Origin of the sequence: Desulfurobacterium indicum, from assembly GCF_001968985.1 — a bacterium.
Taxonomy (GTDB): Bacteria; Aquificota; Aquificia; order Desulfurobacteriales; family Desulfurobacteriaceae; genus Desulfurobacterium_A; species Desulfurobacterium_A indicum.
On record NZ_MOEN01000010.1, the window covers coordinates 1 to 24,030 of the forward strand.

Here is a 24,030-nt window from a genome sequence, read left to right on the forward strand (position 1 = left end):
TGTAGTTCCATTTTTGCCTCCTGGGGTTGGTATTTGTGGGGTGTTCCCCAGGAGGTTATCCCATTTCTCAAGCTTACACAAAATATCGTACACTACCACTTTGCTCGTTGGAACTCCTGTTCTTCTTATTACCTTTATTGTTGGTCTGGTCATAAGTGTCTTTCAGGCGGCAACACAGATTCATGAGATGACACTTACGTTTATTCCTAAGATTCTTGCGGCAATTATTGCTCTTTTTATATTCGGCAGTTGGATGATGATAAAACTCGTTGATTATACCAGGGAAAACTTTAACCTTATTGCGTCGTTGCTAAAATGAACAGTATTGTTACTCCTTCTCAGATTGGCGGGTTTTTTGCTGTTCTTTCCAGATTGGGCGCTTTTTTTATGGCTTTTCCTTTTGTTAACACCTCTATGATTCCAGCAAATGTCAGGGTTTTGCTTCTTGTTTCTCTTTCATTCTTTGTATCACTACTTGTTAATGTTCAGGTTCCTATAGAGCATTATGCGCTTATTGATATGGCTACTATGGTTTTGAAAGAGGTGTTCATAGGATTATCTTTTGCCCTTCTTGCGGCCATTTTTTTAGGAATTGTCTCTTATGCTGCAGAGCTTATAAGTTATTCAATGGGACTTACCGTTGCTAATATGTTTGATCCGACATTTGGAGTTGTTTCTGTTCTGGATAGACTATACATATTGATCTTTTATCTCGTCTTTTTTATCACCGGCAGTTATAGGCTTTTAATCGGTGCTGCAGTGGCAAGTTTCAGGGTAATCCCCGTGGGGAAAACAGTTTCATTTAATATTGATGGTATTTTTCAATTTTTTATCTTAAAAGCATCTCTGCTGTTTTCTCTTGCTTTTAAACTGGCTTTTCCCATAATGCTTACACTTTTTGTTACAAATCTTGCCCTTGCTCTTATAAATAGGTTGATTCCTCAAATAAATGTTTTCATAGTAGGACTTCCTCTGCAGATATTTGTAGGGCTTTTTGCCCTTATTGTAGGATTTTCCGCCATAGTTTATGCTATAAATTCTTTGGTGGATATGCTGGTATCGAATCTCTTTACTCTCATTAAACTTTTTGGTGGTTAATGAATGGCTAAAGATCCAAGTAAAACCGAAAAGGCAACTCCCCGGCGGCGTCAGAAGGCAAGAGAAGAAGGACAGGTATTAAAAAGTCAGGATGTTCCGATAGCAGCCACTCTTTTAATGATGTTTCTTGTTCTGATATTCTACATTCCATTTGCCTCTGATAAGCTTATTGCTTATTTTCGTTATTCATTTTCCCAGTGTAATAATGTATTTTATCCCTCTTTTTTTATTTTAACGGGTAAAATTTTTTTAATCCTCACCCTTGTTGTTATGGTTCCGCTACTTGTTTCGGGAATAGCTTCAAATGTTCTTCAGTTTGGATTCATTTTTTCTACTAAAGCTATACAGCCAAAGCTTGACATGATAAATCCCATTAAAGGTCTTGGAAGACTTTTCTCTATGAAAACATTTTTTGAAACGTTCAGAAATGTTTTAAAATTAACAGTTGCTATTGTAGTTGCTTATTACACTGTAAAACCAATTTTTCCCGAAATATTCAGCATGTTTACCTTTTCTATAAATCAGCAGGCCTACTTTATAATGAAATATACTTTGATTCTTATTCTTGCTTTTGGTCTTTTTTCTATTCCCATTGCGGGGATAGATTTTTTCTATCGTAGATGGGAGTATGAAGAAAACTTGAAAATGACAAAACAAGAAGTTAAAGAAGAGTATAAACAACAGGAAGGACATCCGCTTATAAAATCTGCCATACGGAAAAAACAAAGAGAAATCGCTATGCGCAGGATGATGGCAGAGGTTCCGAAAGCGGATGTTGTGATAACAAACCCGGAACACTATGCTGTTGCTTTAAAATATGAGCGGAAAAAGATGGTGGCACCTACGGTTGTTGCTAAAGGTGTTGATGAGATAGCTCTGCGCATAAAGGAGATAGCAAGAGAACATAATGTTCCTATCGTTGAGAATCCGCCGTTAGCAAGGACACTTTACGAATCGTGTGATGTTGGGGATACGATTCCTGAGGAGCTTTATGTTGCTATTGCCCGGATACTTGCAAAGATTTATCGTCGTAGAAAGCTTTAATCTTTTAGAAGTTCTTTTAGCTTTAAGGCATTTTTAGGAGCGTATCCCTTTGCCGTATTGTTAAAAAAGCACAGTTTTGTTTTTGATTCTACGGATTTTATCTTTTCTGCAAACTCTTTAAGCTCTTCGTTTGAGTAGCAGTAGTCGTATAACTTTTCTCTTCCGTGAAATCTAAAATATGCAATTTCTTCCGTGGCGTTTCCGCCGTTAAACCAATTTAGACTGGTAGGAAAGTCCGAGAAACACACGGGAAGGTTGTTGTTTTTAAAGAAATTTTTTTCGTTTTCCCATTCCTTTGCCCGTAGTTCAAAAACTATGGGAATTTCTTTGAAGGTATCTAATATTTTCATAATGAAATCTTTACTCTTTTCTGTTGGTTTGAAACTTGCCGGAAATTGGGCTAAAAATCCGAAGAGCTTTTCTTTTAGTATCTCTTTTGTCTCGAGAAAAGGTTTTATGTTTTTTTCTTCCAAATGACCGTAATGAGTGATGCCTCTAAACAGTTTAAATACGAACGTTAGATCTGCTTTTGTGTAGTTTCTTAAGGAACTTTTAGCAGGTAACCGGTAGAACGTGGAGTTTATTTCAACTCCGTTAAATATTCTGCTGTAGTAGCTCAGCCACGATGACATGGGAAAACCTTCTGGATAAAAAACGTTTTTCCATTCTCTATACATGAATCCGCTGGTGCCAATGATTAACATCTATACCTCCCATTTCTTGACTATTCATGCTTTAAAGATAAAAATAAGTGTTATCATAGTTTTAAAAATTTGACTGCGTTTTTGTAAATGTCAGTATTTAACATTGTAATAAAATCTGGAGGTTTGCATAGATGTTTAAGGTGCTTGTTACGGAACACATTGCGGAACCGGGAATAAACATTCTTAAAAGTCAGCCGGACGTAGAACTTACCTATGATCCGGAGCTTTTCAGGAATTTTGAGAGAATTCTTGAAATTATTCCTGAGTATGATGCCATAATAACACGAAGTGGAACACCGGTTAACAAGGAGCTTATTTCAAAAGCTAAAAAGCTAAAAGTTATCGGTAGAGCTGGTGTTGGTGTTGATAATATCGATCTTGAAGAGGCATCAAGAAGAGGGATTTTAGTTGTTAATGCCCCTACCGGTAATACTCTTGCGGCAACAGAACATACGATGGGAATGATGATAGCCGCTGCCCGGCAAATTCCCTATGCCCATAAATCTTTGAAAGATGAGAGGAGATGGGACAGGAAGAAATTTATGGGAGTTGAGCTTTCAGGTAAAACACTTGGTATCATAGGTTTTGGTCGTATCGGTTCAAGGGTTGGTATAAGGGCAAAAGCTTTTGATATGAAGGTAATAGCTTATGACCCTTATATAAAGAAAGAAAAAGCAGAAAAGCTGGGCGTTGAGCTTGTAGATAACCTTGATACACTTCTTGAAAGAGCTGATGTTATAACTGTTCACACTCCCCTTACAGATGAAACCAGGAACATGATAACCAGGAAAGAGATAGAAAAGATGAAAGACGGAGTTATTCTTCTCAACATTGCGAGGGGAGGCATTATAAACGAGAAGGATCTCTATGATGCTCTTGTGAGCGGTAAGGTAAGAGCTGCCGCAGTTGATGTTTTTGTTAAGGAGCCTGCTACTGATAATATTCTTCTTGAAGCTCCGAACATCATTGTTACTCCTCATATAGGTGCCAACACTTATGAGTCACAGACAAATGTTGCGGTTATTATTGCAAATCAGGTTCTGGCGGCACTTCGCGGTGAACAGGTTGAGTTCTCTGTTAATGCTCCGTTTGAAGAAACAACTGCTAAGGTTATGAAGCCATGGATGGAACTTGCAGAGAAACTCGGAAAGTTTGCCGTTCAGGTTGCCTGTGCTCGTTCCAGGGAAATAGTTATTGAGTATAACGGTGATCTCGGAGAGGATGTAAAGGCGTTTACAGCTGCCTTCTTAAAAGGTTTTCTTGCTCCGATTGTTGATCTTCCGGTTAATTACATTAATGCACCTTTCCTGGCAAAGGAAAGAGGTATAAATATCGTTGAAATTAGAAGGGAAGAAGGTGTTAACTTTAAAAGGCTTATAAGAATAAGTTGCGGAACCGAGAAGGGAACATTCTCAATAGCCGGGACAGTAATTGAAGATAAGTTTCCTAAGATTGTTGAAATTAATGGGTTCCTGTTTGATCTTTCCCCTGAAGGCAAGTTTCTTCTCATCAAAAATATTGATATTCCGGGAGTTATCGGGAAGCTTGGTTCAATATTAGGGAAACACAACGTTAATATTGCAGGTTTCCAACTTGGAAGAGTTGGCAGGGGGAAAGAAGCCAAAGCTGTTATTCTTGTTGATGATGATGTTCCAGAAGGGGCTATTGAAGAGATGAAAAAACTTCCTGAGATTATGGAAATTCAAAAGGTAGACCTTGGTTAATTTTTGGCGCCGTTGAGGCGCCTTTAAATCCTATTCTCTGTATAGTATGGGTATAATAGGTTTTACTATCTTTATGATTTTCTTTCTTCTCTATCTTAAACATCTGGGAAAAATAAAATGAATGTGAAAGAATTTGAAAAGGAACTTATGAAAATTTCAAAACCCGGTTCTTATCTTCCTCTTGAGATGAATCTTTTGAATGTTTCCTTTGATGAAAGACCGGTAAGATTTATTCTCTGCTATCCGGACCTTTATGAGATAGGAATGTCTCACGCAGGCGGGAAGATTCTTTACCATGTTATTAATAATCTTACAGATTTTGCCCTATGTCACAGGGTTTATCTTCCGAAACCTGACATGCAGGCTTTTTTGAAAGAGAAAAAGTTTCCTCTTTATGCTCTTGAATCAATGAAACCTGTAAAAGATTATGACTTTCTCGGGTTCTCTTTACTTACGGAGCTCGTCTATACTAACGTTTTAAAAGTCCTTGAGCTGTCACATATCCCTTTGAGAGCTTCTGAAAGAGGAGAAGAGTTTCCCATAATTCAGGCAGGAGGAACATGCACGTTAAATCCTGTGCTTCTTTCTCCGTTTATTGATCTTTTTGTTATTGGTGACGGGGAAGAGGTGATGGTAGAGCTCGCCCGTCTGATGAAAGAGAAAAAAGAACTTAATTTAAGTAAAAGGGAATTTCTTGAAAGAGCTGTTGATTTGGAAGGTGTTTATGTCCCGTCTCTTGGTAAAAGGCCTGTTAAAAAAGCTGTCTTTCACGGTTTGAAAAAGGAATTTTATCCTGTTAGTCCTGTTGTTCCTTCCGTTGAAATCGTTCATGACAGAATAGTTGTTGAGGCTATGAGAGGTTGTCTAAGAGGATGTCGCTACTGTCAGGCAGGTTTTGCTTACAGACCTTACAGAGAAAGAAGTGTGGATGAGATAGTTTCTATCTTGGGAGAAACGTTTGAAAATACCGGTTATGAAGAAGCTTCACTTCTCTCTTTAAGTATTTCTGACCATTCTAAGTTTAACGAACTTATACCTTCTGTTATGAAGTTTTGTAATGCAAGAATGATAGGACTTTCCCTCCCTTCCATGAGGGTTAAAGGCTTTAATCCTGATCTTGCAACGCAGCTTATGAGGATAAGAAAGTCAAGCTTTACGATTGCTCCAGAAGCAGCTACAGAGAGATTAAGAAAAGTTATAAACAAGGATCTTTCGGAAGAGGATATTCTTTCTCTTGTAGATGGACTTTTTGAGAGAGGTTGGAGCAAATTAAAATTCTATTTTATGATAGGGCTTCCTACCGAAACAGATAAAGATATAGAGGCTTTAGCAGGACTTCTCTGGAAAATCTACGGTATAAGCAGAAAGTATAAGGGAAGAAAACATCTGGCTGCAGGATTTTCCATATTCGTTCCGAAGCCTTTCACGCCGTTCCAGTGGGAAAGATTTATATCCCTTGAAGAGGCCAGAAAAAAAATAGACTACATCAAAGAACATGCTCCAAGGTCGTTCAAGCTTCGGTTTCACGCTCCTGAAATGTCTCTTCTTGAAGCTCTTTTAACAAGAGGAGATGAGAAGATGGCTGAAGTGCTGGAGATGGCTTTTAAATACGGTGCGTGTCTTGACAGCTGGGAAGAGCATTTCCGTTTTGATATATGGCAGAGGGCGTTTAAAGAGGTTGGCATTGATATAGAAAAGGAAATTGGAGAAAAGACGATTGACGAACCGCTCCCTTGGGATTTTATAAAAGGTGTTGTTTCTAAAAAGTTCCTTTTGAAAGAGAGAGAAAAAGCTTATAGAGAGGAGAGAACGCCTGACTGCAGGATTGTCGGTTGTCACGGTTGCGGAGCCTGTACTTCGGATGAGATAACAAAATTGAAAGAGTTTCCTATACCTGAGAAGGTAGAGTTTTCGCTTCCTCCAGTCAAGAAGAGAGAATTTCCGCTTGTTGCCAAAGTAGCGTTCTTTTTTGAAAAGAAAGGGAAGAGCCGTTTTCTCTCCCTTCTTGATATTAACAGGGTATTTACGAGAATTTTTCGGCGTTTCGGTATTCCTGTAAAGTATCAGGGGAGATTTAATCCTCATCCGCGCTTCTCTATCCTGCTCGGTATTCCAACAGGTGTGGAAAGTAAAAATGAGATTATTGAAGTTGAACTTTATGAAGAGTTTACGCCTGATAATGGGTTGATTGAAAGATTTAATTCTGTGCTACCGGAAGGTTTAAGGTTTAAAAAGGCGGTTTCTCTTGGTAAAAAGGAATCTTTGTTAAAAAAGGTGAAAGAGGTCATTTACAGAATAGAAGATGATTTTGATATTGGTATGGTTAAAGATATTTTAGTTTCTCAGGAGCTTAAAAACAGAAAGGGAAAGATGGTTCAGGTGAGTCCTTTAGTGGCCGATTTTTCCGTCAGTAAAGGTATAATAGAACTGCACCTTAATGTTGTTAACGGGAGAATACTGAATATACAGGATTTTCTCTTCTGGATAGGGAAAGACCTTTCGTCCGTTTCAGTTGAAAGAGAGATAGTGGTGGGTTTATGAAGAAGATACTTATAAATGCGCTTCCTAAAGAGGTTAGAATAGCTATTCTCGAAGAAGGTCAGCTGGTGGAGTTTTATGTTGAGAGAAAAGGCAGCAGAGGCATTGTCGGGAACATCTACAAAGGAAAGGTTTTGAAAATACTTCCTGCCATTCAGGCCGCTTTTGTCGATCTGGGACATTACAAAAATGCATTTTTATACGTTAAAGATGCTGTAAGCTGGGAATTTGAAGATGAATTATTTGAAGAGAATAATCATGAAATAGAGCTTCCGCCGATAGAAGAAGTTTTGTCTCCCGGGCAGGAGATAGTAGTTCAGGTTACGAAGGAACCTTTAGGGACGAAAGGTCCGAGAGTTACTACAAATCTTACCATTCCCGGACACTATTTGATTTTGCTTCCTACAATAGAAAAGATAGGTATTTCCCGGAGAATAACCGATGAAGCAGAAAGGGAACGTCTGAAAGAGATAGGAGAATCTATTGTTCCCAAAGGTTACGGAGTAATTTTGAGAACTGCTGCTGAAGGTGCGACGGAAGAGGACCTGAAAAAGGATTTATCCTACCTTTTAAAGGTGTGGAATAGTCTGGAAAAGAAGATAGAAAAGAAGCCACCGCCGCTTCTTCTATATCAGGACCTTGAAATTGTTCCGAAAATTTTGAGAGATGTTCTGACTGATGATGTTGATGAGGTTCTTATAGATTCACTTCCTGAATACAGACGGGCTCTTAACTTTGCAAAAGCATTTATTCCGAAGCTTGCTGACAAAATAAAACTTTATGATGATGATAGGCCGATATTTGAGAAATACCCCGTTGAGGAAGCAATAAGTAAAGCGTTGTCAAGGAAAGTTTATCTTCCAGGCGGAGGCTATATTGTTATAGATGAGACTGAGGCTCTTGTATCCATTGATGTAAACAGCGGAAAGTTTAAAAAATCAAGTAACCTTGAAGAGACGGCTTTTAGTGTTAACTGCAAAGCTGCAAAGGAGATAGCGAGGCAATTAAGATTAAGAGATATCGGTGGAATAATCGTCATAGATTTTATAGATATGAAGTCTGAAGAAAACAAACAGAAGCTTATAGAAATACTTGAGCAAGAGCTTTCAAAAGACAGGGCTAAAACAAAAATAGTGAGTATGTCTGATCTTGGTCTTGTTGAGATGACGAGAAAGAGAGTTAAAAAAAGTCTCGGTAGAAGCCTTACGATGACATGTCCCTACTGTGAAGGTAAAGGAAGGGTTAAATCTGCCGATACAGTCGCTTTTGAAATAGAAAGGGAATTGCTTTTAATAGCAAGAGAGAACGGAAAGCAAAAGATAAAGGTTTATGCTCATCCAATGGTTGCTGAAAAGTTAAAGGTAGATGAAAAAGATATAATAGAGCGGATAGAGGAACTTTACGGTAAAGATATAAAAGTCATTTCCGTTGATAACTATCATATAGAAAAATATACAATAGCAAAGAGCGATTAAGGAGGTGTTGTGAAAAAATTTTTGCCAATTGTGGCATTTATTCTTATATCCGGATGTGCAAAGCAGGTTCAGACAGGGCAGGAACTTTTCAATAAAGGAACAAGTGCTGTTGAAAAAAAGGATTGGAATGATGCTGTTATAAATCTGAAAGAGGCTCTTTCTAAAGATCTAACTCCCCAGCAGAGAGAAAAGGCGATGATAATGCTTGCAGATGCATATTTCAAGAAGGAAGATTATACCGATGCTGCTCTTGAGTATAAAGAGTTTTTAACCCTTTTTCCGGCTTCGAAATATGCAGATAAAGCCTTGTTCCGCTTGTCTTTATGCTATCTCCAACTTGTGAAAGGTCCTCAATGGGATCAAACATTTACTAAAAAAGCTCTTGATGCGATAAACACGTTTATAGAAAATTATCCCGATTCACCTTTAAAAGAAAAAGCAGAACAGATAAGAAAAGAGTGCAGGAAAATTCTGGCAGAGCATATTGTCTATATAGGCTTAACTTACGATATGCTTCATCAATTTACCGCTTCCATTCAGCGCTATGAAGAGGCCAGAGCGCTTTATAGTGACGTTGAAGAACCTGATAAACTTCTGTTTTTGATAGGTAGAGCTCAGTATTTTGTTCCCATGCAGGCGGAAGAGAAGATAGAAGAATTAAAAGAACAGCTTGATGCTGAGAAGGAAAGGTTGGCTAAGGCTAAAACGGACGAAGAAGTAAAAGTTTGCAACAGGAGGATTTCTCTGCTTCTTAAAGATATTGAAAACTGGCAAAAGTTGGCAGATATGAATAGAAGGAAGGGAGAAAAGAATCTAAAAACTCTGATAATGAAATATCCAGATTCAATTTATGCATCCAAAGCCAGAGATATATTGAAAGGAAGTGAAAAGATAGAGATTTTTCCTGTTGAAAATCCCGTAAAGAAACCATTTTTCAGGTGGTTTTTTGAAACACTTTAAATCTGTGAGGTTATTATGCTTGCTAAAAGGATAATTCCCTGCCTTGATGTTAAAGAGGGAAGGGTAGTAAAAGGTGTCAATTTTGTGAATCTGATAGATGCCGGTGATCCTGTTGAAAATGCTAAGGTTTACGATGAACAGGGAGCCGATGAGCTGGTATTTCTTGACATAACGGCAAGTTATGAGAAGCGTTCAATAATGATAGATGTTGTCAGGCGGACGGCGGAATGTGTCTTTATGCCTCTTACCGTTGGTGGTGGTGTAAGAACTGTAGAGGATATAAGGAATCTGTTGAACGCCGGTGCCGATAAGGTTTCCATAAACACGGCTGCTGTTAAAAATCCCGAACTTATTTCTGAAGGAGCCAGAATTTTCGGTTCTCAGTGTATTGTTGTTGCCATAGATGCAAGGAGAAGTGGAGATTCCTGGGAAGTTTATATCCACGGAGGAAGAACACCCACAGGTATTGATGCTATTGAATGGGCTAAAAAGGTTGTTGAACTTGGAGCCGGAGAGATACTTTTGACATCAATGGACAGAGATGGGACCAAGGCAGGTTACGATATAGAGTTAACGAGGGCGATTTCCGATGCTGTTTCTGTTCCTGTTATCGCTTCCGGTGGAGCGGGAACGAAAGAGCACTTTTACGAAGGACTTGTTGAGGGTAAGGCAGATGCAGTTCTTGCTGCCTCTGTTTTTCACTTTAAAGAGATGACGATAAGAGAGTTGAAAGAGTATCTGAAAGAAAGAGGTGTAACTGTTAGATTGTAAGGGGTTATTTATGGTTGAAGTCTATTTTCACGTTGGTCTTGGAAAAACTGGTTCAAAGTATCTTCAGTTTGTTTTTTTTCCTGCTCTTAAAGGTGTTAATTACATACACATGACAAAGTATAAAAAGAGTAAGGAGATAATTAAAAAGGCTGGAGAGGGAAAATTTCTTGTTTCAAGAGAATTTGACCGTCAGTTTGAAAGAGAAGTAAAGTGGTTTTCATCGGATTTTCCAGATGCCGGTGCTATTATGGTGTTGAGAAGGCATGATGAATGGATTCTTTCACAGTATAAGCGATTTATAAAAAACGGTCACAGATTTTCTTTTGATGAGTTTTTTAACCTCAATAACACAGGATTTTTTAGGATAGAACACATGCTTTTCTATAAAAAAATAAAATTTTTAGAGAGACACTTTACAAAAAAGCCGCTTGTTCTTCTATACGATGAGTTAAGGAGTAATCCTAAAAGTTTTCTTGATAAAATAGCTGCCTATACGGGAACTACTTACGACAAAAGCAGGATTAAATTTTCAAAAAAGCACACTTCCTACAGCGAAAAACAACTGAAATTTATATACGTACTTTCAAAACACATTGATCTTGTTCCCGGCGATAGTAAGATTAAAAAGTATCTTTTTGTTTATCCTATAAGATATCCTGTTCTTTATCTGTCAAAATATGTTCCTGATAGATTTGTTCCAGAGGTTAACTTTATGCCTGATAGGAAAAAACTTGAAAAGATAAGAGAATTTTTCAAAGAGGATTGGGAAAAGTGCGTTGATTATGTAGAGCACTCTAACGAAGTTCTATTTCCTCATTAATAACTGTATATCTTTTTCCGCCCAACCTTCCGACAATGTTTTTTGAAGATTGGAGAATTTCTTCCGTGTAGTGTATTGCCACGACTTCTCCTATAATTACACTCATAGGTGTATCGCCGATTTCTAAAATCTCTTTCAGTTTACATTCCAGGGCTGCCGGAACACCTTTGACGATGGGTGGTTTTACCTTTTTTGAAGGAACAGTTTCCACGTTAAACTTTTCAACTTCGCTTTCGTCTGGAGGTAAATCCTCACCGGTTTTTATCATTTTCTCCAGCAAATCCTTCGTTACCACGTTTATGACGAACTCTCCGGTCTCCTTTATGTTTCTTGTTGTATCTTTTTCTGAGCCGTCTTTCCTTTTGCCTATTGATATGAAAACAAGAGGTGGTTTTGTCGTTATGGCATTGTAAAAGCTGAAAGGAGCAAGGTTTACAACACCGGTTTTGGAAACGGTTGTTATCCAGGCTATAGGTCTTGGAACAACGGTGTTGAAAATAAGTTTGCTGATTTTCCTTTGTTCACACTTGCCTACTTCTGCTACTTTCATTCTATCTCCAGTATTTTAAAGCTTTCTGTGCTTCTCTTTCTTGTTCTCTTCTCTTTATGGTTTCTCTTTTGTCGTAGAGCTTTTTACCTTTTGCAAGGGCAATTTCTACCTTTACCTTTCCTCTGTTGTTGAAATACATTCTCAGGGGAACAATTGTTAAGCCTTTCTCCTGGGATTTCCCGAGCAGTCTTTTTATTTCCCTCTTATGAAGGAGAAGTCTTCTCCGCCTTGTCGGTTCGTGGTTAAACAGATTTCCGTGGGTGTAGGGGGCTATGTATGCGTTAAAAAGGTAAGCTTCGTCGTTATCTATCCTGACAAATGAATCTCTCAGGTTTGCCTTTCCTTCTCTTAAAGACTTTACCTCTGTTCCTTTAAGTTCAATGCCCGCTTCATACTTTTCCAGTATTTCATAGTCATAAAAAGCCTTTTTATTCTTTATTTCCGGGGTTCTTTTTCCTGACATCTCAGTATAACTCTCCTTTTCTCTTTGTCTATTCTTTCTACGGTGAATGCATATGTCCTCTTTTCGCGGAGTTTCCGTCCCTTTAATGATTCTACGGGCACAAATCCAGTTATATCTTCTAGTAGTTCAATAAATATACCTTTTGAGGAGATTCTGACAACCTTTCCCTTCACCGTTTGCCCCGGCTTTATTGTCTCTTCTATCTTTTCGAAAGGGTCTTCCGTTAAACGTTTAATAGAGAGGAATAACCTCTCTTTTTCTTTGTCTACCTTTATGATTTTTACCTTTATCTTTTTCCCTATGGAAGTAACTTCAAATGGAGATTTAAGTCCTGACCATGAAATATCACTTTTATGAATAAGGCCATCTACGCCGTTTACATCAACGAATATTCCAAAATCAACGATGTTTTTGACGGTTCCTTCCGCAACATCACCTTCTTTAAGTTTTTTAATAATCTCTTTTCTTTTTCTTGCCCTTTCTTCCTCTATTAGCTGTCTTCTTGATATAACAATGCTCTGCCTTTTTCTATCTATGGACAGGACTTTCGCTTTTATTCTTTTTTCGAGCCAGTTATCAGGCCTTGTAACTGGAATTATGTCAACCTGCGAAAGCGGAAGAAATGCAAAGATTCCGTTTCCTATGTCTACTTTATAACCACCCCTTACTCTTTGCTTTATAATCCCTGTGGCTATTTTTTCTTTTTCAAGGAGGTTTGCCATTTCTTCCCATTTCTTTAAACTCTTGACAGCTGATATGGATAGTAGGGCGTAACCGTCTTCGGTTTCTGGTTCTACTATGCATACTTCTACTTTTTTGCCGACTTCAGGGTGTTTTTCAAACTCTTCTATCGGAACGATTCCTTCTGATTTCCCCCCATAATCTACAAATACGTCTCTTCCGTTTATTTTTATTATTGTTCCCTCTATTATGTCGTTTTTTCTTTCCCTTTTTTCAAAATATTCCTCAAGTAGTTTTGCAAAATCCTCTTTCAACTGCTTGTCCCCTTTTGGAAATAGTCTCTACCCTTCCCACCACCTCTTCGATAATCCATTGAGGTGTTGATGCTCCTGCCGTTATACCCACACTTTTTATATTATCGAACCATTCTTCTTTTATTTCATCAGCAGATTCTATGTGATAGCTGTTTTTATTTACTTTTTTTGAAATAAGATAAAGTTTCGTTGTGTTGGAGCTGTTTTTCCCGCCTATTATTATCATCAGATCAACTTCTTGGGCTAACTTTCTTGCCTCTTCCTGTCGGACTTTTGTCGCTTTGCATATCGTGTTGTAGATTTTTATCTCTTTTATCTTGTGGACAAGTATAGATGTTGCCAGAGATAGAAATTCAGAATTGAGGGTTGTTTGACATACGACGCCCAATTTTGGCATTTCAGGAATTTTTTCCACGTCTTCTTTTGTTTCGAGGATAAAGGGATCTCTTACATGACCGGCAATACCTATTACTTCCGGGTGTTTACTGTTTCCAAGTATGCAGACAGGGAAATGCTCTTTTTCAAGGGAAACAGCCTTATCTTGAATTGCTTTAACAAAAGGACAGGTTGCATCTATTATCTTCACATTTTTTTCCTTTAATGCCTTTATTGTTTTTGGAGGAACGCCATGGGATCTTATTATTACCGTTGTTTCGGGAATTATTTCGTCTACGGAATTGATCTTTTTTATGCCCAGATTTTCGAGTCTTTTGATTTCCTGGGGATTGTGAATGAGTTCACCTAAAGAGTATACAATCCCTTTCTCTTTAGTAGCTTCAATAGCCATATTTACTGCTCTTTTAACGCCCCAGCAAAAACCGCCGCTTCTTGCTATTACGATCTTCAATCTTTAAGCTCCTTGATTTTATCCATCATAAGATTTGCAGCTTTTATGTAATTTTCCTTTTTATCTTCAAGGTTAAGTTTGAAAGGTTTTCCAAATTTGATTTTAACATTTGCCGTTTTTAAAAATTTTGCTCCTTTTGGAAGGAGCTCTTCGCTTCCGTTTATTAAGCACGGCACAACAGGGACATTTGCCTTTACAGCTATCATTCCTGCGCCTATTTTTGGTTTTAAAAACTTTTCTGTTGGTGCTCTTGTCCCTTCAGGAAATATGGCAAGAAGTTCACCTTTTTTAAGAACAGCAAGGGCAGTTTTAAGAGCTTTAAGGTCTGAACTTCCTCTTTTTACGGGGAAACCGTTTCCCCAATGCTTTATCAGGCTGGAGAGAATAGGTGTTTTAAAGAGTTCTTCTTTCGCCATAAAGAAAACAGGCCTTTTCATAACGGCATAGGCTACAAGGGGTGGATCAACAAAACTTCTGTGGTTTGAAACAACCAAGATAGGACCCTCTTCAGGTATGTTTTCCTTTCCTTCTACCTGAAGGTGCCCTAACTTCGCTATTAGTGCACCTACAGTTTTTAGCCAAATGTAGTAAGCTCTTTTTCTCTTTAACCATGGATAAGATTTAACAATTGGTTCCATAGCACCTTTTAAAACAGCAGTTGTATTTTAAAAATCAACATTTATACCCGCCCATACGGTTGATGCTTTGTCCATTGTAAGATTTTTGGAATACATAAGTTGAAATGCCAGTCCCGGAGCAACTGTTAAATCAAAACCGGTTTTTACTCTGGCAACTACATAGTTTTCTATTGTATCTCTGAACCAATCGCCTGTATCACTGAATTTGTAAACATCTGGAAAGTTATCGGTTCTTAAACCTCCACCTATTCCTATTCCCAGAAAAGGAACAAGTGTGAAACTATTACCAACGGCTATGATTTCTCTATTTGCTCCTATAAATGGGAACTGCAGGATGAAGTTATATGTAAAATCTACCTTTCTAATTCCGTCACTTTCAAAATTTTTCCAGCCAAAAAGAAAACTGTATCCGTGCCGCAGATAGTTTCTATAGGTTAATACTCCGATTTCAATATTTCTGCAGTTATCAAATGTGGGTTCATTGCTTGCTGAATAACCAATGATTACGAAGGCTTTTTTTCCGGACATATATGTTTTGTTGAATTCATACATTGTTCTATAGCCAGCTCTTGCCGATGAAAAAGAAAAGCACAAAATGCCGATTATTAGAGATAAGACCTTTTTCATATTTACCTCTCGGTTAGAACTCTTTATAATCTATTTTACCAAAACCTTATAAGAGGAAATAATGAATTGTCCGTTCTGCAGGAGGGAAGAGTTACCAGTTGTTCTTTCTAATGAGTATAGCTTTGCCATATTTGATAAGTATCCAGTAACACCAGGACATATGCTTATTATTCCCAAAAGGCATGTTAGTAGCTGGTTTGATATTACGAAGGAGGAAAGAGATTCTATACTGGAGTTAATAGAAGAGGGAAAAAAGTTGCTTGATGTGAATTTTCATCCTGATGGTTACAATATTGGTGTTAACATAGGGAAGGCTGCAGGTCAGACGATATTTCACTTGCACGTTCACCTTATCCCAAGGTATGAAGGTGATATTGACAACCCGACAGGTGGTGTCAGGGGAGTTATTCCAGAGAGAAGAATTTATAAGAGGCGGCTGTGAAAGCTTTTGCTATTCAATTTGAGACGGTTGCGGGGCAGTATGAGCGAAATTGGAACAGAGCACTGACATTTCTTAACTTCAGTTCTCCCTTTTCACTGGTTGTTTTTCCCGAGGTTTTTCTTACCGGTTTTGATTACGAAAATCTTGATAGAGCTGCAGAGTTTTCTTATTCGGTTTTTGATTCTCTGAGAATGTTTTCAGAATCTTTTTCTTCTGTTTTCGTTTTTACGATTCTTGAGAAAGTTAACGGCACTTTTTACAATGTTGTAAAAGTTGTAGATAAAGGGAAAGAAGTGCTTTCAAGAGCTAAGATAAAACTGTTTTCTCCTTTTGATGAAGACAAATATTTTTCATCAGGTGAAATTTCTGAAGATCTAAAACTTGTTGAAACTTCCTGTGGTGTGATAGCTCCTTTTATATGCTTTGAGCTTCGTTTTCCGGAACTGTTTCTCTATTTAAGGCAGGAAGGGGCTCAGATTTTTACTGTTTCTGCACAGTGGGGAAAAGCAAGACGGGAGCACTGGAAAACGCTATTAAGAGCAAGAGCTATTGAGAATCAGAGATTTGTTGTGGCTTCAAATGGTGTTGGAGAGATGGCCGGGTTTTCAGTAATTGTTGATCCGTGGGGAAGGATAATTTCTGAAGCGGGTGATGGTGAGTCTCTTATACATGGAGATATCAATCTTGCTGTAATTTCTCAGGTTGAGACAAAACTTCCTATGAGATAGGAGGTGAAAGGATGGGTGTTGCGGATTTTAAGGATAGTGAGGTTGATGCTGTACTAAAAAAATTGGCCGAAGAGAACTTATGTTTAAAAAGCGGAGAAAAACTGTTGATAATTACTGACACGGAGAAAGCATCTATAGGATGCAGAATGTTTGATATTTTAAAAGATTATGTTAAGGAAGCGGTTCATTATACCTATCTTCCGACTGGCAGGCACGGTATTGAACCGCCAGAAGATGTCTGGAATGCGGCTTTCGGTAAAAAAGCAGTTGAGAGACTTAAAAGAGAGGGATTATTTAAGAAGATTTTAAAAAAAGAGATTAACGATGATGAAGAAACAAGAGTGGTGGAAATCCTTGAAAGCGTGAAAATACCGGATGTTATTGTTGCAGTGAACAGGTACTCTATAAGTCACACTCTATTTAGAAAGCTTTGTAACCGCTTTGATGCAAGGTTTGCAAGTATGCCTCTGTTTGAGGAATTTATGTTTTATACATCTATGCAGGCTGATTGGAAGGAAGTGGAGAGAAGAAGTATTGCAGCTGCTGAGCTTCTCTCTTCCGGAGATAGGGTGCGTATTACTTCTGGAAGCGGAACAGATATTGTTATGGAAATAAGCGGTAGAAAAGGGATAGCGGATACGGGAAGGATATGTTCTGCTGGAACTTTTGGAAATCTACCTGCAGGGGAGGCTTTTATAGCACCTGTTGAGGGGACGACTGAAGGAGTATTTGTTACGAATTGGGCTCCGGACAGGAAGTTGAAGGAACCTGTGAGATTTTATGTAGAGAGAGGAAGAGTGGTTAAGGTTGAAGGAGATGCAGAACTTGTAAAATATCTTGAATTGACTTTCGAGCAGGAAGAAAATAACCGAAATATTGCGGAATTAGGAATAGGAACCAACGAAAGAGCTATTAGGTTTGACAACATACTTGAGGGTGAAAAGATTTTAGGAACGTGCCACATCGCTATTGGTGACAACAGTGCTTTCGGTGGAAAGGTGAGGGCGAATGTTCACATAGACTTTATTGTTGAAAAGAGCACGCTTGTTGTTGAGCTAAATTCAGGGAAAGAGAAGGTTGTTATTAACAAAGGCAGGTTTGTCTTATAGATAATGGAGCGGGCGACGGGATTCGAACCCGCGACCCTCAGCTTGGAAGGCTGATGCTCTAGCCAGCTGAGCTACGCCCGCCTAATGGTGGAGGGGGCAGGATTCGAACCTGCGTAGGCGTCAGCCGGTGGATTTACAGTCCACTGCCTTTGACCGCTCGGCCACCCCTCCAGGGAATTATGGTGCCGGCTGAGGGAGTCGAACCCCCGACCTGGTGATTACAAGTCACCCGCTCTAGCCAGCTGAGCTAAGCCGGCACATCTAAACTTGCAGGTGAATAATATAGGACTTTAACTGCTTCTGTCAATAAAATAGAGGAAAAAATCGTACAATTTAGTTCTCTTTTAACTGGGTGCTTACAGTTCCTGTTCTGAGAATCTTCGGTGCATACGGAGGTGAGATTTCCAGGACGATGTATCGCATAACCGTATAGGGCGAATCAAAGTGCTTGCCCGGGGTTACGGTGCACGTGTCTATAAACTTTTTCTTTCTGCAGACTCCTCTGTATACTTTTCCCTCAGATGTTATGAAAATTACAACCACATCGGGTGAGTTTACAGTTACAAACGGTTTAAAGTATATATAGCCTTTTCTTCTTTTTTTGAGCCATCCGGTTGCCGAGTTTGCCGTTAAAGAGAAGATTAAAAGTAAAACGGCAATCAGTAGAGTAGTTTTTTTCATTTTAAAACCTTCTATTAAGTTCCCAGTTCCAAGCAGTTTTTATTATAAATTCAAGATCGTCAAATTCCGCTTTCCAGTTAAGAATACTTTTCAGCTTTTTTGAATCTGCAACGAGTATGGCTGGATCTCCCTCTCTTCTTTTTTCTTCAACGACCTTGAAATCTTTTTCTGTAACTTTTTTAGCCATGTCTATTATCTCTCTTACGGAATATCCCTTTCCGTATCCACAGTTAAATACGTTACTCTCTCCGCCGCTCATAAGATATTCAAGGGCTAAAAGATGAGCTTTCGCAAGGTCGTTTATGTGTATATAGTCTCTAATACAGGTGCCGTCAGGTGTCGGATAGTCTGTTCCGAATATGGATATTTGTTCTCTTTCACCTTTTGCCGTTTTAAGAACAAGAGGGATAAGGTGTGTTTCTGGGTTGTGAGATTCTCCTATAAGACCGGAAGGATCAGCTCCAGCAGCATTAAAGTATCTTAAAGAGACATATTTCAGATTGCTGAATTGGGAAATATCTTTAAGGGCTTTTTCTACACAGGCTTTTGTCTGCCCGTAAGGGTTAATCGGTTTTACTGGTTCTGTTTCCGGGATGGGAACGGTTTTCGGATTTCCATAGACGGCTGCAGTGGAAGAAAATATTATCTTATCTATGCCTGTTTCTTCCATTGTAGATAGAAGGGATAGTGTTCCGGAGACGTTATTTATGTAGAACGATAGTGGATTTTTTGTCGATTCTCCCACTTCTATGAACGCTGCAAAGTGGATAACCGCTTCAGGTTTAAATTCATTAAAGATTTCTTTTAGGTTTTCTATATCCCTTATGTCACACTTTATGAATGTTGCATTGTCTGGTACAGCTTCACGGTGGCCGTTATAGAGGTTATCTATTACCAGAATGTTGTGACCTTCCTCAGTTAAAAGTTTTACTGTATGGCTTCCTATGTATCCGGCACCGCCGGTTACTGCTATTTTCATTGTTTCTCCAATTTAAAATTTAAAGGAATAATTTAGGTTGATACCTGCTTCTCTTCCAAAGTTGTAGTAAAAAGTTATCTGTAGGTTGTTCACGGGCATGAGTTTTATCCCGAAATTTGTATGAATCACAGGTTTGGTGTTTAAATTTTTCAATTCTGTTTTGTCAGGTTCAATATATTCGGTTATTAATGTTAATTTAGGATGGATTAAAATTTCACTTCCGATAAAAAAACCTCCGTAAACTCCTGTTCCATATCCTAATGTTACAGTTTGTGGAATAGGAATGTCGAGATACTTGCTTGTAACAACATAAGCACCGTGAAATGGGGAATTGCCGTTTATATTTCCCCCAAAAGCTATTGCCGGAAGTGTTTTTGTTTCAGGCAAAAACTGGTATTTCAGACTTAAAAGTTTGTTGTTGCTGTTATCTAGATCATAGCTCAATCCTGTTTCAAGACCGGGAAAAGGAACAAATGATACAAATATGTTTTTAAATTCATTAGTAACAGCAGTTCCTGCTGTTGTTCTCTTTTCAGGTTGAATGTATGCCGAGGGAGTAAATATGTAGCCTGTTGTGCCGTATATGTTTATTGGATCGCTGTATCCGTAAGCTGCAACTGAACTCAGCCCAATGGCTGTTAAGACAGTATATTTCAGGATTTTTTTCATCCTTCCTCTCTACCTCACAGTTAAATGTGTGTAACTGTATAAACTGTTAGTGCGGACTGATAAATAATCTGTATAACGTCTTTTATAAGTGGTCTCCACATCGTTGGTACGTAAATTTTTGTCGGTACTATTACGGCATCACCCGGTTGAAGTTTGTAGTTGAGTATCTCTTTTTCCGGGGTTCCCCACAGGAACCGTCTTTCTTCACTGTTCCAGGTTATAAAAGAAAATTTCTTATCTGAAGATAGCGTTGTTCCATCTGCCTTTATTATAAAAATATTTTCGCTGTCAGCATCCTTTGTTAAACCACCGCAGAGTTTGAGATAGTCTTTAACAGTCATTCCTTTCTGGTAAACGATGGCACCAGGATTGTAAACTTCACCGAACACTAAAACGCTTGACGGCTTTTTGGGAACTATAATCTGGTCGCCGTCTTCAAGGAGAATGTTGTAAGGAGAGTTTTTAAGATTTTCTAAATCTTTAGGAACAACGATGCCTGTTATTCTTCCAGATACCTGTGTCTTTTCCATAAGTTCAAGGAGCTTTCTCTTTGATTCAAAGGCACTCTGCCTTGCTGCCAATTCTTGTTGAGACAGATCAGACTGCATTATTCCTGCTTGTTCCTTTTCAAGCTCCTGTCTCATTTGAAGGATGGCTTTGGAAAGTCTTTCCTTTTCCATAGCTTTTACAGAATTTCTCAAAATTATGATGCCTCTTGGATATGCATTTTCTCTAAATCCACCGGCTGCCTTCAGAACGTCATAAAGGGTGGTTTTTGATGTTATCTTGAATGTTCCAGGCTTTTTCACATATCCGGATACAGAAACCTTTTCAACGATTTCGTCAGGCGCTACCTCTCTTATGACAATTCTGTCGCCAGGATTCAACGTTATGTTGGCATCTGTATCGTGTTTTATAAGGAGATTGTATAGGTAAACAGAAGTTATATTGCTCTTTATTGCCTCAGCACCACTTTCTGCTTGAACTTCTATATTTTGTGCCTTTTCAAGGGCATAGGCGCTTTTTGCATTTTTGGGTAGTTCTCTGTAGATGTCAGCTTTTAGTTTTTTGATGTCTTCTGTAAATTCTATTCCAGAGAGTGCATCAGAGAGTTTCATCCCTCTGTGGTAGGGGATAAAGTGGGGATTTTTTACGGCACCGGAAACCTTTATTGGTGAAAAGAGAAACTTTGGATAGAACTTTATGACGTCAAGAGGTTTTATTTCGATGTCAGTTTTGTGGTTTAGAATGTCCATAGGTGCAAATTCTTTTATCTCTTTTATATCTAAGGTTTTAGGATCTCTTCTATCGATCTCTGCATAGTATAGATTTGTATTTAGAGTAAGTATATCCGGTTTTAGGATATTGGAAAGTTTCATACCTTTTTTGTAAGCATAAACGCCGGGATATTTGATTTCTCCTTCTACGACGAAGGCATTTTTAACTTTGTTGAAGTCAATGTTTTTTGTTGTTCCGAACTTGTAAAGATAGACCGTATCACAGGGCATTAAGGGTATATTTTCTTTTCCGTTAATCACCTCTTCCGGAATAAAGGTTATGTATTCAGGCGGCGTTCCGGGAGGATACTGCCTAAGAATGAGTCCGAATTTCATGTTGGTATCTATTAAAAACATGTCAGGTTTTAACAGATCGGAAAGCTCCATTCCTGGCTTGTATTCATAGAGTCCCGGATAGGCTGTGTAGCCCTCTACCATTACAGCGTTTTGTGGAATGGAGATCACTTTTTTGATTATTACAAGATCTCCTCCATGGAGAGGCTGAGACATAAACCTCTTATCTGACAGAGAACCTTCGACTACTTCCAGAAACTCGTTGTTTTTATAGCGTTGAATGATAACTTTATATTTGTAGGCAGATGAGAGAACACCACCGGCCATTTTTATAAGGTCTTTTAGTGTTTCTTTTCCTTTTAATTCGTATATAGCAGGTCTTCTTACACCACCACCAATTCCTGCAACCTTTTTAATCGGAGGGATGAAGACCACATCGCCATCTTTAAGCCTTATGTTTATAGGTTTTCCTTCAAGGAGAAGTTTGTAAAAGTCTATGTGGATTGTTTTTATGCCTTTTGGTGTTGTCCTTCTAATCACTACGTTTCTAAGACTTCCTGTGCCTTTTATACCGCCGGCCATTGTTATGGCATCGATTACAGTGTTTGCACATGTGACAATTACAGCTCCTGGATTTCTGACTTCTCCAGAAACGTAAACAGGGAATGTTCTAAGCCTTCCAACGGTGAGTTTTATGTTAACTCCTAAGGCTTTTGATATAAGTGATTCAGCTTCACCTAACGTTTTTCCCCAGACATAAAAGACACCAAATCCAGGGATGTAGATTTTTCCTTCTCGGTCAACTGCAAGTTTTGTTATTTGGGATATGTCAATGTTGGGAGGATTTCCTATTACGTATAAAAAGAGCTCATCACCTGGCCCAAGTATATAGGTTTTATCTACGGGGATGCTTAAAGCTGGCAGTTTTTTACCTACAAAGAAGTTATATCCAAACTGTTTTAGTTTTATCCCTAAAGTTTTTGTTCTTGTATAAAACTCAGCCTCTATGGGACTTATTTCGCCGGTGAAAGCGGCAGATTTAGCTGTTTCGGTAAGACTTTCTATCTTTTTTTCTATTTGAGAACTTATCTCTGTTTCCGGGTTGACTGTTTTAACAGGTGAGGTTTCAGTAGATGGCGCCGTCTCAACGGTCTTAGATTCTGTTTCAGAAGATAGAGAACTGCCAGTTTCCGTTCCAGGAATAGAGGTAGTTGAGTTTGTTATCGTTCCCGTTTGTTGACTTTGAATAAGGGTATTTGTTCCTGATGTTAACGGTGCTGATATCGTCTCAGCGATTGTTTCAGGAATGTATGCGACAGAGAAGGTGATTATCGTTAAAAGAGAAATATATTTTCTCATCCGTTTTCCTCCGATTTGTGCCTTTCTTTTACGTTGTCTAACCATTCTTTAAAGAATGCAGCAAATATACCGATAAACAGCCCAGATATTGTTCCTACCGCTATTAGTAGTGCTTTTTTAGGTTTGTAAGGTTTTTCTGGGATGTAAGGGGGGTCTATAACCTGAAAGGCAATTTGGTCTTTCATTTCCTGTGCTTTTGCAAGTTCATATTCTTTAACAAGGGATTCATAAAGTCCCTGTGTTATTGCAAGCTCTGTTTTAAGTCTCATCAGGTTAAATTGATAGTTTGGAACAGATACAAAGGTGCTAGTTGGCTTCAATTTTTTTATTTTCTTTTTTATCTCATTTAATTTATCTTGAAGTTTTTTCTTGTCTTGAGGTGAAAGACCCTCTCTTTCGAGAATAGCTTTTATCTTTTCTCTTTCTGCGATAAGTTTGCCCTCTTTCTTGCCAGTATTAATAGTGTTGTTGTCGAAAGATAGCATGGGAATCTCTTTTATCTTTCCCTGTGTAAATTTGGAATATATCATTTGAAGCTTCTCAAGTCTCTTTTTTACTTCCTCCAGTTGCTTACCGAGGTATTCCCTGTATTTTTTTGATACTGTAAAGGTTTTTTCTTCAAGAATTTTGTTTGTGGCATTCAATAGGTCTTCTGCAATTTTATAGGTTATTTCAGGATCCTTTTTAAACTCCACATTAACAGTTATTACTCCAGTTGTTTTATCAGTGGATACAGAGATAAGGTTATCAAGAGCCTTTGCACCATCTATAAGCGTTGGCGGCTTTTCATCTTCATCAACTTCCCATGTTTTTGTTTCATTATTCCATTTATCAGGGAATAGAAGGGGTAAAAGGTTTAAATCTTTTATTATCTGTTCTTTTAAAATACGGCTTTTAAGAATGGACTCTACTGTTATTCCTGATTGTGTCACTCCAGGAAGTGATATTGGAAGTGAGGATAGAAGTGCGCCAAAACTACTTTTACTCTCTCCTCCCAGGGGCATTAAAGTTACTTCTGTTCTATAGGTTTTGGGGAGAACGAAACATAGAATTAACGCTATTAATGTGAAAAGTCCGGTTATTCCCCAGACAATTTTTTTTCTTCTTTTTAAGGTTAAGTAAAGTTCATAAAGGTCGATTTCATCATCTTCTATATAGTAAGGCTGAGGCTGAAATTGCTCCCTCGGTTCTTTTTCCATAGGATCCCCGTATTTTGAAAGTATTAGGATAAAATTACA

General features: G+C 38.3%; 24 protein-coding genes and 3 tRNA genes. 12 read left to right on the forward strand and 15 right to left on the reverse strand.

Annotated features, from left to right (window positions below; genetic code table 11):
- Positions 1 to 82: 82 nt before the first annotated feature.
- Genes fliQ through flhB form a run of 3 tightly spaced genes read left to right on the forward strand, consistent with a single transcriptional unit; the run spans position 83 to position 2,142 of the window.
- Entirely contained in the window at positions 83 to 319 is a 237-nt protein-coding gene (gene fliQ / locus BLW93_RS03680) for a flagellar biosynthesis protein FliQ (protein WP_281246665.1), read from the forward strand.
- On the forward strand, positions 316 to 1,098 hold the full coding sequence (locus tag BLW93_RS03685; RefSeq protein WP_076712763.1) for a flagellar biosynthetic protein FliR: 783 nt from the start codon (positions 316 to 318) through the stop codon (positions 1,096 to 1,098). The genes fliQ and BLW93_RS03685 overlap by 4 nt, the downstream gene beginning before the upstream one ends.
- A gap of 3 nt (positions 1,099 to 1,101) precedes the next feature.
- Complete coding sequence (gene flhB / locus BLW93_RS03690) at positions 1,102 to 2,142, forward strand: flagellar biosynthesis protein FlhB (protein ID WP_076712764.1); 1,041 nt, start codon at positions 1,102 to 1,104, stop codon at positions 2,140 to 2,142.
- Here flhB and BLW93_RS03695 read toward each other — a convergent pair.
- Positions 2,139 to 2,846: a DUF72 domain-containing protein gene (locus tag BLW93_RS03695; protein WP_076712765.1), complete on the reverse strand. Its 708-nt coding sequence runs from the start codon at positions 2,844 to 2,846 to the stop codon at positions 2,139 to 2,141. The two genes, flhB and BLW93_RS03695, sit on opposite strands and share 4 nt — an antisense overlap.
- A 131-nt stretch (positions 2,847 to 2,977) precedes the next feature.
- Between BLW93_RS03695 and serA the strand changes: the two genes are divergently transcribed.
- The 6 genes from serA (at position 2,978) to BLW93_RS03725 (ending at position 11,134) form a co-directional block, all read left to right on the forward strand.
- Positions 2,978 to 4,570: a phosphoglycerate dehydrogenase gene (gene serA, locus BLW93_RS03700; RefSeq protein WP_076712766.1), complete on the forward strand. Its 1,593-nt coding sequence runs from the start codon at positions 2,978 to 2,980 to the stop codon at positions 4,568 to 4,570.
- 117 nt (positions 4,571 to 4,687) lie between these two features.
- Positions 4,688 to 7,111, forward strand: coding sequence for a TIGR03936 family radical SAM-associated protein (locus BLW93_RS03705; RefSeq protein WP_076712767.1), 2,424 nt, complete (start codon positions 4,688 to 4,690; stop codon positions 7,109 to 7,111).
- Complete coding sequence (locus BLW93_RS03710; RefSeq protein WP_076712768.1) at positions 7,108 to 8,583, forward strand: Rne/Rng family ribonuclease; 1,476 nt, start codon at positions 7,108 to 7,110, stop codon at positions 8,581 to 8,583. Before BLW93_RS03705 ends, BLW93_RS03710 begins: the two co-directional genes overlap by 4 nt.
- Positions 8,584 to 8,592: 9 nt before the next feature.
- A complete protein-coding gene (locus BLW93_RS03715; RefSeq protein WP_076712769.1) occupies positions 8,593 to 9,543 on the forward strand; it encodes an outer membrane protein assembly factor BamD in 951 nt (316 codons plus the stop codon).
- Between the two features lie 15 nt (positions 9,544 to 9,558).
- Positions 9,559 to 10,314, forward strand: coding sequence for an imidazole glycerol phosphate synthase subunit HisF (gene hisF / locus BLW93_RS03720; RefSeq protein ID WP_076712770.1), 756 nt, complete (start codon positions 9,559 to 9,561; stop codon positions 10,312 to 10,314).
- Between the two features lie 10 nt (positions 10,315 to 10,324).
- Complete coding sequence (locus BLW93_RS03725; RefSeq protein ID WP_076712771.1) at positions 10,325 to 11,134, forward strand: hypothetical protein; 810 nt, start codon at positions 10,325 to 10,327, stop codon at positions 11,132 to 11,134.
- Here the strand turns inward: BLW93_RS03725 and BLW93_RS03730 are convergent.
- The 6 genes from BLW93_RS03730 to BLW93_RS03755 are packed head-to-tail and all read right to left on the reverse strand — an operon-like array spanning position 11,109 to position 15,254.
- Positions 11,109 to 11,684 (reverse strand): flavin reductase family protein, encoded by a 576-nt coding sequence (locus BLW93_RS03730; protein ID WP_076712772.1) that lies wholly within the window; start codon positions 11,682 to 11,684, stop codon positions 11,109 to 11,111. The genes BLW93_RS03725 and BLW93_RS03730 overlap by 26 nt on opposite strands.
- Before the next feature lies 1 nt (position 11,685).
- Complete coding sequence (gene smpB, locus BLW93_RS03735; protein ID WP_076712773.1) at positions 11,686 to 12,147, reverse strand: SsrA-binding protein SmpB; 462 nt, start codon at positions 12,145 to 12,147, stop codon at positions 11,686 to 11,688.
- Positions 12,120 to 13,142: a 30S ribosomal protein S1 gene (locus BLW93_RS03740; RefSeq protein WP_076712774.1), complete on the reverse strand. Its 1,023-nt coding sequence runs from the start codon at positions 13,140 to 13,142 to the stop codon at positions 12,120 to 12,122. The genes smpB and BLW93_RS03740 overlap by 28 nt, the downstream gene beginning before the upstream one ends.
- Positions 13,114 to 13,989 (reverse strand): 4-hydroxy-3-methylbut-2-enyl diphosphate reductase, encoded by an 876-nt coding sequence (gene ispH, locus BLW93_RS03745; protein ID WP_076712775.1) that lies wholly within the window; start codon positions 13,987 to 13,989, stop codon positions 13,114 to 13,116. The genes BLW93_RS03740 and ispH overlap by 29 nt, the downstream gene beginning before the upstream one ends.
- Positions 13,986 to 14,627 carry a lysophospholipid acyltransferase family protein gene (locus BLW93_RS03750; RefSeq protein ID WP_076712776.1) on the reverse strand — a complete coding sequence of 214 codons (642 nt, stop codon included), beginning with the start codon at positions 14,625 to 14,627 and terminating at the stop codon, positions 13,986 to 13,988. The genes ispH and BLW93_RS03750 overlap by 4 nt, the downstream gene beginning before the upstream one ends.
- 27 nt (positions 14,628 to 14,654) lie before the next feature.
- Positions 14,655 to 15,254, reverse strand: coding sequence for a hypothetical protein (locus tag BLW93_RS03755; RefSeq protein WP_076712777.1), 600 nt, complete (start codon positions 15,252 to 15,254; stop codon positions 14,655 to 14,657).
- 61 nt (positions 15,255 to 15,315) lie between these two features.
- Here BLW93_RS03755 and BLW93_RS03760 point away from each other — a divergent pair, with 61 nt between their 5' ends.
- From BLW93_RS03760 to BLW93_RS03770, 3 genes are read left to right on the forward strand one after another with little or no spacing between them, the layout of a single operon-like run.
- Entirely contained in the window at positions 15,316 to 15,696 is a 381-nt protein-coding gene (locus tag BLW93_RS03760; protein WP_076712778.1) for an HIT family protein, read from the forward strand.
- Positions 15,693 to 16,424: a nitrilase-related carbon-nitrogen hydrolase gene (locus BLW93_RS03765; protein WP_076712779.1), complete on the forward strand. Its 732-nt coding sequence runs from the start codon at positions 15,693 to 15,695 to the stop codon at positions 16,422 to 16,424. The genes BLW93_RS03760 and BLW93_RS03765 overlap by 4 nt, the downstream gene beginning before the upstream one ends.
- A gap of 11 nt (positions 16,425 to 16,435) precedes the next feature.
- Positions 16,436 to 17,533, forward strand: coding sequence for an aminopeptidase (locus BLW93_RS03770; RefSeq protein ID WP_076712780.1), 1,098 nt, complete (start codon positions 16,436 to 16,438; stop codon positions 17,531 to 17,533).
- A gap of 4 nt (positions 17,534 to 17,537) precedes the next feature.
- On the opposite strand, the gene BLW93_RS03775 is transcribed toward BLW93_RS03770, so the two are convergent.
- From BLW93_RS03775 to BLW93_RS03810, 8 genes are all read right to left on the reverse strand, one after another.
- Positions 17,538 to 17,614: transfer RNA gene (locus BLW93_RS03775), tRNA-Gly, on the reverse strand.
- Positions 17,615 to 17,618: 4 nt separating this feature from the next.
- Positions 17,619 to 17,704 (reverse strand) — tRNA-Tyr (locus BLW93_RS03780).
- A 9-nt stretch (positions 17,705 to 17,713) separates the two neighbouring features.
- Positions 17,714 to 17,790 (reverse strand) — tRNA-Thr (locus BLW93_RS03785).
- A 76-nt stretch (positions 17,791 to 17,866) separates the two neighbouring features.
- Entirely contained in the window at positions 17,867 to 18,214 is a 348-nt protein-coding gene (locus BLW93_RS03790) for a hypothetical protein (RefSeq protein WP_076712781.1), read from the reverse strand.
- A 1-nt stretch (position 18,215) separates the two neighbouring features.
- Positions 18,216 to 19,193, reverse strand: a complete 978-nt coding sequence (gene galE / locus BLW93_RS03795) for a UDP-glucose 4-epimerase GalE (RefSeq protein WP_076712782.1) — start codon at positions 19,191 to 19,193, stop codon at positions 18,216 to 18,218.
- A gap of 12 nt (positions 19,194 to 19,205) precedes the next feature.
- Positions 19,206 to 19,862 carry a YjbH domain-containing protein gene (locus tag BLW93_RS03800; RefSeq protein ID WP_076712783.1) on the reverse strand — a complete coding sequence of 219 codons (657 nt, stop codon included), beginning with the start codon at positions 19,860 to 19,862 and terminating at the stop codon, positions 19,206 to 19,208.
- Between the two features lie 20 nt (positions 19,863 to 19,882).
- Complete coding sequence (locus BLW93_RS03805) at positions 19,883 to 22,792, reverse strand: SLBB domain-containing protein (protein WP_076712784.1); 2,910 nt, start codon at positions 22,790 to 22,792, stop codon at positions 19,883 to 19,885.
- Positions 22,789 to 23,991 carry a GumC family protein gene (locus BLW93_RS03810; protein ID WP_076712785.1) on the reverse strand — a complete coding sequence of 401 codons (1,203 nt, stop codon included), beginning with the start codon at positions 23,989 to 23,991 and terminating at the stop codon, positions 22,789 to 22,791. Before BLW93_RS03810 ends, BLW93_RS03805 begins: the two co-directional genes overlap by 4 nt.
- Between the last annotated feature and the right edge of the window lie 39 nt (positions 23,992 to 24,030).